11 protein-coding genes are annotated in these 12,554 nt (G+C 68.1%); 3 read left to right on the forward strand and 8 right to left on the reverse strand.

The window, feature by feature from the left end; translation table 11 throughout:
• Positions 1–4: 4 nt before the first annotated feature.
• A complete protein-coding gene (locus tag K9D25_RS03475) occupies positions 5–934 on the reverse strand; it encodes a histone deacetylase family protein (protein WP_244379274.1) in 930 nt (309 codons plus the stop codon).
• A 235-nt stretch (positions 935–1,169) separates the two neighbouring features.
• Here K9D25_RS03475 and K9D25_RS03480 point away from each other — a divergent pair, with 235 nt between their 5' ends.
• The 3 genes from K9D25_RS03480 to K9D25_RS03490 all read left to right on the forward strand — a co-directional run bounded on the left by K9D25_RS03480 (position 1,170) and on the right by K9D25_RS03490 (position 4,499).
• Positions 1,170–2,162 carry an L-threonylcarbamoyladenylate synthase gene (locus K9D25_RS03480; protein ID WP_244450778.1) on the forward strand — a complete coding sequence of 331 codons (993 nt, stop codon included), beginning with the start codon at positions 1,170–1,172 and terminating at the stop codon, positions 2,160–2,162.
• 154 nt (positions 2,163–2,316) lie between these two features.
• Positions 2,317–3,618, forward strand: coding sequence for a cell wall hydrolase (locus tag K9D25_RS03485; RefSeq protein WP_244379275.1), 1,302 nt, complete (start codon positions 2,317–2,319; stop codon positions 3,616–3,618).
• A 308-nt stretch (positions 3,619–3,926) separates the two neighbouring features.
• Positions 3,927–4,499, forward strand: coding sequence for a carbonic anhydrase (locus K9D25_RS03490; RefSeq protein WP_244379276.1), 573 nt, complete (start codon positions 3,927–3,929; stop codon positions 4,497–4,499).
• A gap of 366 nt (positions 4,500–4,865) precedes the next feature.
• Here the strand turns inward: K9D25_RS03490 and K9D25_RS03495 are convergent, their stop codons facing one another.
• The 7 genes from K9D25_RS03495 to K9D25_RS03525 form a co-directional block, all read right to left on the reverse strand.
• Positions 4,866–5,348 (reverse strand): ATP F0F1 synthase subunit B, encoded by a 483-nt coding sequence (locus K9D25_RS03495; RefSeq protein ID WP_244379277.1) that lies wholly within the window; start codon positions 5,346–5,348, stop codon positions 4,866–4,868.
• 10 nt (positions 5,349–5,358) lie between these two features.
• Complete coding sequence (locus tag K9D25_RS03500; protein ID WP_244379279.1) at positions 5,359–5,961, reverse strand: F0F1 ATP synthase subunit B; 603 nt, start codon at positions 5,959–5,961, stop codon at positions 5,359–5,361.
• 87 nt (positions 5,962–6,048) lie between these two features.
• The gene (locus tag K9D25_RS03505) at positions 6,049–6,276 is read right to left on the reverse strand and encodes a F0F1 ATP synthase subunit C (RefSeq protein ID WP_131833791.1); all 228 of its coding nucleotides are present in this window, start codon (positions 6,274–6,276) and stop codon (positions 6,049–6,051) included.
• 65 nt (positions 6,277–6,341) lie between these two features.
• Entirely contained in the window at positions 6,342–7,091 is a 750-nt protein-coding gene (locus K9D25_RS03510; protein WP_244450779.1) for a F0F1 ATP synthase subunit A, read from the reverse strand.
• A 130-nt stretch (positions 7,092–7,221) separates the two neighbouring features.
• Positions 7,222–7,605: an AtpZ/AtpI family protein gene (locus K9D25_RS03515; protein ID WP_244379280.1), complete on the reverse strand. Its 384-nt coding sequence runs from the start codon at positions 7,603–7,605 to the stop codon at positions 7,222–7,224.
• A gap of 254 nt (positions 7,606–7,859) precedes the next feature.
• Positions 7,860–11,312, reverse strand: a complete 3,453-nt coding sequence (gene smc / locus K9D25_RS03520; RefSeq protein ID WP_244379281.1) for a chromosome segregation protein SMC — start codon at positions 11,310–11,312, stop codon at positions 7,860–7,862.
• Between the two features lie 116 nt (positions 11,313–11,428).
• On the reverse strand, positions 11,429–12,499 hold the full coding sequence (locus K9D25_RS03525) for an FUSC family protein (RefSeq protein ID WP_244379282.1): 1,071 nt from the start codon (positions 12,497–12,499) through the stop codon (positions 11,429–11,431).
• Between the last annotated feature and the right edge of the window lie 55 nt (positions 12,500–12,554).

Consider the following 12,554-nt stretch of genomic DNA (forward strand, 5'->3'; position numbering starts at 1 on the left):
GCGGTCAGCCGCGCATCAGCGCCATGACATGGGCAGAGGCGGAGCGCGCCAAACCTTCGAGGTCGTAGCCACCCTCCAGCACCGAGACAATCTTGCCGCCGCAATGCTTGTCGGCAATGTCCATCAGCTTCTTGGTCACCCAGGTATAATCGTCTTCCAGCAGGTTGATGTTGCCCAGCGGGTCGCGCGTATGCGCGTCGAAGCCGGCGGAGATGATGAGCAGTTCCGGACCGAAGGCCTGCAGGCGCGGCAGGATGCGGCTTTCAAAGGCCTCGCGGAAATGCACGCCATCGTCGCCGGAACGCAACGGGGCATTGACGATGTTGTCGGTCGTGCCGCGCTCGCCCACCGCGCCCGTGCCGGGAAAGAGCGGCATCTGGTGGGTGGAGGCATACATTACGCTCGGATCGGAGAAGAAAATCTCCTGCGTGCCATTGCCGTGATGCACGTCGAAATCGACGATGGCGACACGGCCGATGCCGTGCACCTTCTGGGCATGGCGGGCAGCGATGGCAACATTGTTGAACAGGCAGAAGCCCATCGGGGTCCGCGTCTCGGCGTGGTGGCCGGGCGGCCGCATCGAGACGAAGGCATTGCTCACCTTTCCCGACAGCACCTCGTCGACCCCGAGCACCGCGCCGCCGACGCCGCGCCAGATCGCCTCGCCGGTGCCGGGCGACATCACCGTGTCGCCGTCGATCCGCACCATGCCTTCATCCGGCATCGCCTCTTCCAGCGCGGCGACGTAATCTTCGGGATGCACCCGCACAATGTCCTCGCGCGCGGCCACCGGCGCCTGCTCGCGCGCCAGCGTGGCGAACTGCTCGCCCTCGAACACCCGGTTCAGCACCCGCACCCGATCCGGCCGCTCGGGATGACCGGAGGGCGTGACATGGTCAAGGCAGGCGTCGTGGGCGATCAGCAGCGTGGTCATGGCGTTCCTTTGGCGTCCTTGGTCGTTCCGGCCGTTCATTGTTCAGGCCCGGCGGCTGGTGGACGATATGCCACGGCGCCGTGGGGGGCCAGCCTTGCGCCTGCGGATTCCGGGCAGACCCAGCGCGCGGGAGCGAACCGGACCCGCCGTTGACCGGCCCGGCGTGACGTCCTATCGGAGCGCGCCTGAGCGGGAGATGCAAGCGGTGGACGAGAAAAGCAGCGACGAAACGGAGATGGCCGTGCGCATGACACGCGTCATCCCGGCGGACGCCGCCGGCATCGCCGAAGCCGCGCGCCTGCTGCGCGCCGGCGGGCTGGTGGCACTGCCGACGGAAACCGTTTACGGCCTCGCCTGCGACGCGACCGATCCCCGCGCTGTTGCAAATCTCTATGCTGCCAAAGGGCGGCCGAGCTTCAACCCGCTGATAGCCCATGTGCCGGACCTCGCGGCGGCACGTCATGTCGGCCTCCTTACCCCGGCCGCGGATACGCTTGCCCGCCATTTTTGGCCGGGCCCGCTGACTCTGGTTGTGCCGGCGCTGGAGGAGGCGACTTGCGCCCTTGCACGCGCCGGCCTCGCCAGTGTCGCCCTGCGGGTGCCGGCACACCCGGTGGCGCAGGCGGTGCTGACGGCCGCCGGTCGCCCCATCGCCGCTCCCAGCGCCAACCGCTCCGGCCATGTGTCTCCCACCACGGCGGCACATGTTTATGCCGATCTCGACGGACGCATCGATCTGATTCTTGACGCCGGCCCCTGCTCGGTCGGGGTCGAATCCACCATTCTCGACTGCACGGGGGAAAGCCCCGTGATGTTGCGGCCCGGCGGCCTGCCGCGCGAGGCGATTGAAGCGGCGCTCAAGGGCTCCCTCGCCGATCGCGCCGCCGAGGGTGTGGCCAATGACGACGCCCCGCTCGCCCCCGGCATGCTGGCGTCGCATTATGCCCCTTCCGTGCCGGTGCGGCTGGGCGCGCAGGAGGTGCTGCCGGGCGAAGCCCTGCTCACGTTCGCCGGCGCCCGCCCCTCCGGTAGCGAAAGGGCGGCCGTGGTGCGCGATCTCAGCCCGGCCGGAGACCTGGTGGAAGCGGCGGCCAACCTGTTCGCCTTCCTGCGCGATCTCGACCGTGTAGGCGCATGCGGCATCGCCGTGGTGCCTCTGCCCGGCCACGGACTCGGGGAGGCGATCGCCGACCGCCTGCGCCGCGCGGCCGCCCCCCGCCCCACCTGACGAGCACATGCCCGCGTTTCCCAAAGCGTCATTAACGGTCGGGCAAGGTTAATGCGCGACAACTAAGAGGCCGGACGCACCCGCCCTTGCCTGTGGCAAAGCGGGCACGCGGAGGCTTCCGACGGGTCGAGTGGCGTTAAGGCGACGGGCGGACATGCGGTTCTCAGCGCGCGTTCACAGGGTGGGGGTTACCGGTGCGTGGGCACTGGCTCTCTTCGTCGTCGGCGCGACGAGCATCGGCCGTCAGGATATATTAAGCCGACTAACTCACCAGCCCGGTGTCGCCGAACGCGCCCGCATTTCGGTCCTTGGCGAGCCCGTCCGGCTGCTGAAGGCCTCCACCTTCGCGTGGCCAAGCCACTCCGCCCTGCTGGCCCCAACCGAGATCGGTTCCCCGCCGCTGGCGGCCCTGGCCATCGACATTAATCGCGCCGGTAAGACCGACCGGCTGGCGCTCACGCCAATGGCGCCGCTCGATGTCGATCCGCTCGCGGTCTCCGGCGTGGCGACTCCGGCGAGTCTCGCCGGGGCGGGTACCGTGACGCCCTCCGATGGCACCGGCTTCACCGCCACCGGTACCAGCATTGGCACGGAGGCAGCCGGATTTGCCGGCACCGGCACCGATCCGCTCGATGCCGATGACGCCGGCGCGCTGGCGTTATCCGATGAAGAGGAATTCTACGCCATACCGGCCGGCGACCCCACGGGCGATCCGGCTCAGCTGGAACAGGACGCCGCGGTCCTCGGCGCCGCGGACGACGCAACAGTGTCGCTGCCCTCTGACGGTGCGGTCGCTGCTGCGCTCGACGGCCCTGTGCCCGCTTCGTCCTCTTCTGATGAGGCCGATCAGGCGCTGCCGCTTTACCGCCAGCGGGCCTTCATTTTTGGGCTCACGGAGAATGCCCTACCGCCGCAGCCCTTCCTGCATATGACCGCGCTGCCGAGCGGCGACGCCGGCACCACCGAGGCGCAGAAGGCGGAGGACAAGCTCGCGCGCAGCGTGCTCGGACCGACGCCGGCCGAGCGGCTCGGCCTCGCCGGCAAACGCCGCGTGCGGGCGGAGAAATGTCTGGCCGAAGCGGTCTATTTCGAGAGTCGGGGCGAGCCCTACCGCGGCCAGGTGGCGGTGGCGCAGGTGGTGATGAACCGCGTCTTCTCCGGCTATTATCCCGCCGACATCTGCCGGGCCGTCTACCAGAACGCCCATCGTCGTTTCGCCTGTCAGTTCACCTTCGCCTGCGACAATGTCCGCGACGTGGTCACCGAGCCGGCGCTGTGGGATCAGGCGAAAGAAATCGCCAGCGACATGCTGGAAGGCCGAGTCTGGGACGAGAAGGTGGGCCGCGCCACGCATTACCATGCGCGCTCGGTGCGGCCGAACTGGATCCGCGAGATGCGCAAGCTTGATCGCATTGGCGAGCACACCTTCTACCGCCCCCGGCGGTGGACCAGCTGAGTCACCACTCAGCGCCGAAGTCAGCCTGAGTGCAGCCTCGACGTGCATCTTGGCCGCTACGGCGGCGTGACCTGACGAGTTGGGATCGGCACCGCCGTCCACGCCAACCCTCAGTCGCGCCGCCTCCCGCTGGGTCGGCGTCAAGGACGCCATCCCATGTGCCAAGAATGCCGGACCCGGTCCCCCTCTCGCGCCGGACGTTCCTGCGGGGTGCGACCTCCATCGCTCTCTCTGCCAGCGCCGTGTCTTGGGCGGGCCACGCCTGCGCCACGACCAACCCCTCGCCTGCACCATCGCCCGATCAGGTGATGAAGGATTTGGCGGCCGGCAATGCCCGCCATGTGCGCGGCGTGCAGACCTGCACGGATTTCCTTGCCAATCGTGCGGCACTGGCCAAGGGCCAGCACCCGGTCGCCATCGTACTCGCCTGCGCCGATTCCCGCGTCGCCCCGGAATATGTGTTCGACCAGGCACCGGGCCGGCTGTTCATCGTCCGCGTCGCCGGCAATTTCGTCGATGAGGAGGGCCTCGCCAGCATGGAATATGCGGTCGAGCATCTCGGTGTGCCGGTCATCTTCGTGCTCGGCCACTCCAACTGCGGGGCCCTCACCGCGGCCGTAGCCGTCGAGCAGAAGCACGAGCCCCTTCCCGGTCATCTGCCGGCTCTGGTCGAGCATCTGAGCGCGCCAGTCCGTACCGCCCTTGCCGCGAATCCAGCCGATCCTCTCGCAGCCGCCATACGGCAGAACGTCGTCTATTCGATGGACCGCCTGGCAAAAGAACGCTCGCTCGTTTCCAGCGCCATTGCGGAAGGGAAGGTGCGGATAGCGGGCGGCGTTTATGATCTCGTCACGGGCGACGTCGCCTTTATGGGAAGCTGACATGCGAGGCGGCGCGGTCCCAGTGCAGCGCCGCCCGCCACGCCGATCATTCACCGCAGGTCGCGCATTGCGCGATAACAGCCTGACCGAGACGCCGCGCAAGAAGCGCTGCCTCTTCGCGGGTCTCGACGGCGTGCCAGCGTGCATTGGGATCCGGCGCGCTAGCCTTTAGGCCACGCCCATTATTGCACATGCAGCAGTTCCGGCGATGGATACGGACATAGTTGTGTGCCCGGTTTTCATAGACCCAAAAGTCGGCCATGCCTCGCTTCCGCATCCACTCGAAGAGGCAATATAGCACCTCCCCAACACCAAGAAAAAGCCCGGCTCGAAGCCGGGCTTTCACTATTCAACAGTCTCAGAGGCTCAGTTGAGCTTGGACTTCACCTCGGCCACTGCGGCATCGAGAACACGGTCGGCGGCGCTGCCGGTGAGCTGCGCGGCCAACAGGACTTCCGAAGCCTTCACCGCCGCATCGGCGGCGGCCGCCTTCACTTCGGCCAGGGCCTGCGCCTCGGCCTGGGCGATCTTCTGCTCCGCCATCTTGGTGCGGCGGAGGATCAGATCCTCAAGCTTCTGCTTGGCCTCGGAAGCGAGACGCTCGGCCTCGGCCTTGGCCATGGTGACGATCGCCTCGGCCTCTTCCTCGGCCTCGCGCTGGCGGCGCTTGTACTCGGCGACGAGCTTCTGCGCCTCTTCCTTCAGCCGGCGCGCCTCTTCGAGCTCGTGGCGGATGCGATCGCCGCGAGAATCGAGCTTGGCAGCGATGCCGGAGAAGGCACCCGCCCGAGCGAGCAGGAGGAAGAAGATGACGAAGGCGACGGCGACCCAGAAAGTATCGCTACCCATGGTGCGCTCCTCAGCCCTTGATGGCGGTGTCGACCGCCTCCTCGACCGCGCTCGGCGCGGGCGTGGTGCCGATCAGCGTGTTGACGATGGCGCCCGCCGCGTCGACCGCGATACCACGGACATTGGCCATAGCCGAGGTCTTGGTGGCGGCGATCTGCACTTCGGCGGCAGCGAGCTTGACGTTCAGCTCGGCTTCCAGCGCCTTGCGGCGCGCTTCCGCGTCGGCCGCCAACGTGTCGCGGGTCTCCGTGGCAATGCCATGGGCCTTGTTGCGGGCGCTGGCGAGCGCCTTCTCATAGGCTTCGGCCGCCGCTTCGCTTTCCGCCTTCAGCTTGCCGGCTTCCTCGATATCATCGGCGATGCGGTCATGCCGCTCTTCGAGGATCGTGGCAATGCGCGGCAAGGCGATGCGGCTCATCAGCAGGTAGAGCGCGGCGAACGCAATCACCAGCCAGAGGAGCTGCGAAGGAAAGGTATGAACGTCGAAGGGAGGGAAGTTGCTACCGTGTGCTTCTGCTGCGGGCACGGCAATCTCCACACCACTCGCAGCCGGCAGGGTGCCGGGCGACGCCTGGGCGACAATGATAGCGGCCGGACCGTTGGGCTCGGACATGGGTTCAGACTTCCTCGATCAGGGCTGATGACGTCTCGTCCCGCCCGCGCGGAGCCCGCTGGGGCCCGCGCAGGTGGGGGAGAAGCATCAGACCACGAAGAGGAGAACGAGGGCGACGACGAGCGAGAAGATGCCCAGACCTTCGGCGAGCGCCGCGCCGATGAAGGCGCGGGCGAACTGGCCGTCAGCCGCCGACGGGTTGCGCAGGGCGCCCGAGAGGAAATTGCCGAAAATGGTGCCGACGCCGATGGCGGCGAGACCCATGCCGAGCGTGGCGAGACCGGCGCCGAGGAACTTGGCGGCTTCCGCTTCCATGATCTTCTCCTGTTGGAATAGTCAGATTGGTTGAATGGCTGGATGGGTGTCCCGCGACGCGCGGCTCAGTGACCGGGGTGCAGCGCGTCGTTGAGATAGATGCAGGTCAGCACCGCGAACACATAGGCCTGCAGGGCGGCGACCAGGAATTCGAGGGCCGTCAGCGCCACGACCATGAAGAGCGGCAGCACGGCGCCGAACCAGCCGACCACGCCGGAGGCCGTCATCATCACGATGAAGCCGGCGAACACCTTCATCGCGATGTGGCCGGCGAGCATGTTGGCGAAGAGACGCAGCGAAAGGCTGATGGGCCGGGAGAGGAAGGAAATGACCTCGATCACGACCATGAAGGGCAGCAGGAAAGCCGGCACGCCCGACGGCACGAAAAGATGCAGGAAATGGGTACCGTGACGCACGAAGCCGTAGATGATGACCGTCAGGATGACGAGCAGCGCGAGTGCGGCGGTGACGATCAGATGGCTGGTAACGGTGAAGGCATAGGGGATCATGCCGACCATGTTGGCGGTCAACACGAAGATGAAGAGCGAGAAGACGAGGGGGAAGAACTTCATCCCCTCATTGCCGGCCGAGCCGCGCACAGTGGAGGCGACGAACTCGTAGGAGAGCTCCGCCATCGACTGCAGTCGCCCGGGAACCAGTGTGCGGCCGCGAGTAGCGAAGGTGAGGAAGAAAAACACCAGCGCCACGATGCCGAACATGAAGGCGGCGGAATTGGTAAAGGCGAGCTCGACGCCGCCGGGCTGCCCCAATTCCACGATCTTGTGGATCTGGAACTGATGGATCGGATCGATCACGTTGCCGCTGGCCATCGCCGGTCGCTGCCCTCAACACGCGGCGCCATGGGCGCCCGCCCCCATCTCAAGCACCGCCGAGGCGGCACCGTCTTGTTCTTTGGCGCCCGGCACAGGCCGTCACCGAAATCTCTCAGGCGCCACCTTGCGGCGGACCCTTGCGGCCAAACTCTCCGGCCGCGCGCATCATGTTCACGATGCCCGCGCCGAAGCCGAACAGAATGAACACGATCATTCCCCACGGCGCGACGCCGAGAAAACGATCGATCACCCAGCCCAGACCCGCGCCAACCAGCACACCCGCGACGAATTCGGCACCGAGCCGAAACGCCAGCGCCATGCCGGCCGAAGAGGATGTCCTGTCCGCACCGGCGGAAGCCTTCTTTTCGGCTTGCCGCTCGGCCTGCACCTTGTCCAGCGCACTGCCTAGCCCGCGCAACCGGCCAGATAGCTCAGCGTCGGAAACATCCGGCTGCCCCGAGTCGCCATGGCCGTCCGTCTTGTCTCGGTCGTCCATCATCCGCACTCAAGCCTGACCGGAGAAGGATTTCCCGACCCCGAAGACGGGCGCACCATAGTGTTCGCCCCTAGGGGTGTCAAGGATGTGATCGCATCTTTTAAGTCATTGCAAAACAATGACAAAAGCAAAGTGTGGACGCTCTGTCGCAGGCGTTTCGATCGCTTCCCGCACCAAGGGAAGGGGACAGCCATGTTTTTGGCATGCCAGCTGCGCATCCGAAATTACCCGTAGCTGAGCCGCATATGGCGCGATCAGCTCGCCTCGAGGAAGCGCTCTGCGGTCGCAAGGTCGACGGAGACCAGCTTGGAGACCCCGCGCTCGGCCATGGTGACGCCGAACAGACGGTTCATCCGGCTCATGGTGATGGGATTGTGGGTAATGGTCACGAAGCGCGTCTCGGTGAGGCGGCGCATCTCGTCGAGCAAATTGCAGAAGCGTTCCACATTGGAATCGTCGAGCGGCGCATCCACTTCGTCCAGCACGCAGATCGGCGCTGGATTGGTAAGGAACACGGCGAAGATCAGCGCCATCGCGGTCAGCGCCTGTTCGCCGCCGGACAACAGCGAGAGTGATTGCGGCTTCTTGCCGGGCGGCTTGGCGATGATGTCGAGGCCAGCCTCCAGCGGATCGTCCGAATCGGTGAGCACCAGTTGCGCCTCGCCCCCGCCGAAAAGCGTGGTGAAGAGTTGGCGGAAATGCCCGTCGACGACATTGAAACTGGCCTGCAGCCGCTCGCGCGCCTCGCGGTTGAGGCTGTAGATGCCCTGGCGCAGCCGCTTGATCGCTTCGGTGAGATCGTCGCGCTCGCCGGTGAGGCCCTTCTGCTGGGTCTCGATCTCGGCCAGTTCCTCTTCGGCGCGCAGATTCACCGCGCCGAGCCGCTCGCGGTCGGCTCTCAACCGGCCGAGTTCGGCTTCCAGCTCCGCCAGCACCGGCATCGGGCTGTCGGGTGCGAAGCCGGCGATCTCGCGGGCGGTCTCCGGCGGGCCGTCGAGCGCCTCCGCCATCTCACGCGCAAGCACCTCCCGGCGCTGCCGCGCCGCCTCGACCCGCGCCTCGGCGCGGGCGCTTTCCTCGCGCGCGGCGGCCAGCGCGTCGAGCGTGGCACGGGCAAGCTTGTCACCCTCCACCTGCAGAGATTCGGCGGTCGCCAGCCGGTCGCCCGCCTCGCGGCGCGCCGCCTCCGCGCGGGCGATCTCGTCGAGCAGAGCGCGCCGGCGAGCGGCGAAGCGCACGGGCGCATCGTCAAGCTCTTCGCGCTCGTGCGCAGCTTCCGCGAGGCGCGCCTCAAGCGCGGCGACGCGCGCGCCCGTGCCACCGGCCCGCGCTTCCCAGGAGGCGCGCTCCTGGGCGATGAGAGTGAGACGCCGCAGACGCTGGTCGCGCTCGCGCACCAGTGCATCCGCGCGCACGCGCGTCTCCGCCAGCACCGCGCGGTCCTGAGCGACGCGGGCGCGAATCTCCGCCAGTTGCGCCTCGCCTTGCGCCGGTGGCGGCTGGTCGGCCATGTCCGCGCGCGCTTCCTCCAGCGCGATCGCGGCAATCTCGCGCTCTTCCTGCAGGCGTGCCAGATTGGTACCGAGCGCGGCGAGCCGGGCGGACTGCTCGGCGGCGGCGCGTTCGGCACGGGCAAGCTCGTCCCGTGCGGCCTCCATCGCCCGCAGGCTGGCGCGGCGCGCTTCGCGGGCGGCGTTCTCGCGGGCACCGGCGGCGCGCAGCGCGGCCTCCGCCGCCTCCAGGCCGCGGCGATGCCGCGTCACTTCAAGACGGGCGCCTTCGAGCTGGGCTTCGATATCAGCGAGGCGATTGCGCTCCGCCAGCCGCCGGGCCGCGGCGGTGGGCGCGTCGGCGGCGGCGACAAAGCCGTCCCAGCGCCACAGGTCGCCTTCGCGGGAAACGAGGCGTTGTCCGGCCTTAAGCTGGGCGGCGAGGCGCGGGCCGTCAATGCGATCAACAACGCCGATCTGGCTGAGCCGGCGGGCGAGCACCTTGGGCGCGACTACATGGGCGGCAAGCGGCTCGGTTCCCTCGGGCAACGGTGCGTCGCCGAGAGGGGCGACCAGCGTCCAGTGCACCGGCGCCTCGCTGTCGGAGGGCGCATCGAGATCATCGCCGAGCGCGGCGCCAAGCGCAGCCTCATAGCCCCGTGCCACCTCGATGAAGTCGAGCACCGGCGACCAACGTCGCGGCGTGCCAACATCGAGCAGCTTGGCGAGGGTGCGCGCTTCCGTATCAAGCCGTTGGGCCGCCCGTTCCGCCTCGGTGAGCGGACGGCGGGCCTGATCGAGAGCGGCGCGGGCCACCGCATGGGCGTTCTCGGCCTCCTGCGCGGCCGCCTCGGCGGCCGCGAAGGCGTCCTGCGCCGCTTCGGCACGCTCGCGACGCTCGTCGAGGCGGGCGGCATCGACATGGGATTCCAGCTGCCGCTTCTGGCCCGCCAGCACGTCTACATCGCGGTCGAGCCGCGACAGGCGCTCGCCTGCCTCGCGCAGCGCGCGTTCCATCGCCCCGCGCCGCGCGGTCGCTTCGGCATTGGCAGCCGTCGCATCGGCAAAGGCGCGCTCAGACTCGGCGAGGCGCCCCACCGCCTCCCCATTGCGGGCCAGCGCCTCGTCTTCCAGTTGCGCCGCCTGTTCCTGGGCTATGGCGAGTTCCTCGGCCTCCTGGGCGAGGCGCTCCAGCATCTCGCCGGCGTCTTTCTCCAGCGCCCGCTCACGCTCCATGTCACCGCCGAGCTGGGCAAGCCGGCGGTCAAGCTCCTCGCGGCGGGCTCCGGCCCGCGCTTCTTCACGGTCGAGTTCGCCACGGGCAAGGGTCAGCCGCTGAAGCGCGGCGGCGGCCGCTGCATCGGCCTCGCGCAGAGCGGGAATGCCGTGCGCGGCCACGGCGGCGGCGCGGGCGGCTTCGCCCTGCTGCACGGTGCGGGCGGCAACCTCGCGCACGGCGAGATCAAGCACCCGGCTCGCTTCCCCGAGCCCTGCCTCTGCCTCCAGCCAGCGCAACCACAGCAGGGCGGCTTCGGCCTTGCGTATATCGGCGGAGAGCACCCGGTAGCGCGAGGCCTGGCGCGACTGGCGGCGCAGCGCGTCGAGCTGGCCGGAAATCTGGCCGATGACATCCTCGAGCCGCGTCAGGTTGGTTTCCGCCGCCCGCAGGCGCATTTCCGCCTCGTGCCGGCGCGCATGCAGGCCGGCGACGCCGGCGGCTTCTTCCAGCAGGCGGCGCCGGGCGGTGGGCTTGGCGCCGACGATTTCGCCGATCTGCCCCTGCCGTACCATGGAAGGCGAACGCGAGCCGGAAGAGGCGTCTGCGAACAGGATCTGCACGTCGCGGGCGCGCGCCTCGCGCCCGTTGATCCGGTAGGAGGAACCCGCCTCCCGTTCGATGCGGCGGGAAATTTCCAGCATGTCCGCATCGTTGAACACGGCCGGGGCCGAGCGGTCGCCATTATCGACCACCAACACCACCTCGGCGGTGTTGCGCGCCGGACGGGTGGTGGAGCCGCCGAAGATGACGTCGTCCATCCCTTCGGCACGCATCGCCTTGTAGGAGCTCTCGCCCATCACCCAGCGCATGGCCTCGACAAGATTGGACTTGCCGCAGCCATTCGGGCCCACAATGCCGGTAAGGCCGGGCTCGATCAGCATTTCGGTCGGCTCAACGAAGGTCTTGAAGCCGGTGAGACGCAGGCGGGTGAATTTCATGGGTCTAGGGTGCCGGCCGCCGGCCACAAGTTCAAGTGGCGGCGCGCGCCCGATCCACGACATGTTGCGGTTTGCAGGCTATTTCGCACCTCCGACCGGCGCGGCGTCGGCTGCGTTCACGCCTCCTCCCAGCCGAGCCAGCGGCGCAGGCGGGCACTGATCACCAGCGCTGCCAGTGCGAAGGCGCAGCCGAGCGTGATATCGGCCACGCGATCCCCTGCCGCGTGCATAGGCACATGCATCAATGTGCCCACCAACTGCAGCAGCAGAATGACAAACGCCGCCATCGCCGCCATGCCCAGAGCGCCGTGCAGATTCTGCCCCGGCCAGCGCACCAGGGCGGCAAGGGTGAGTCCGGCCATGAGCCCGGCGGGGGAGGTCACCAGCCCGCCATAGACAACAGCTGCCCCCGCGCCGAGCACCGTGCCCAGCACCAGATCGATCATCATGCGGCGGCTGAACTGAGTGTCGTCGCGCAACACGATCACCACCGCGAACACCGCCCAATGCGGGTGCGGCAGGCCGAGCAGCCGCCCCGTCATGAAGGCGAGCGCCACGGCCAGCGCGACGATGCCGGCGAAAAGCAGCCGCTCCTGCTGCGTGTCCCTGATATGGGCGAGGATCGCGACCAGCGTCGGCGCGGTCGAGGGCCGCCACAGGCCAGTGGTCACATCCCATCCCACCGACACCAGCCACGCATAGAATGCGAACACGGCCACCACGACGACATCGCCGGGCTGGAATGGGAGGTCGAGCGCGGCGATTGCGGTGGCAAGACAGAAAAAACGTGCCGCGAAGGCGGCACTCGGATGCACAGCCTCCACCAGCGCATAGAGCGCGGCGGCCACGACCAGCGCGGTCGCCGTCAACCAGACATGGCCCGCAACGGCGCTACCAAGCGTGGCGCCGGCGAGTATCACGCCCCCGGCCACGGCGAACAGCACCGCGCGGTGGGGGGCCGAGCCGCCCGTATCCAGCGTGAAGCCGAGGATGCAGGTGAGGAGCGCATAGCCGACCCAATAGTTCTGGTGCAGCGCCAGCCCTGCCGCCATGGGAGCCATGACCGTGGCTGTGAAGCGGAGCGAACGGCCAGGCAGGCCGTCGTCATGCCAGCGCAGCGGGGTCGCGCCGATGGGATGCGAGGCCGCCGCCGTGGATGCTCCGGCGCCCGGCTTCGATGAATGCACTTTTGGCGGCATCGCTTTACCCGGTCTTTACCCTGTCCGGCGGAGATTGTGGATA

The sequence above is a fragment of the Ancylobacter polymorphus genome (assembly GCF_022836935.1).
GTDB lineage: Bacteria > Pseudomonadota > Alphaproteobacteria > Rhizobiales > Xanthobacteraceae > Ancylobacter > Ancylobacter polymorphus_A.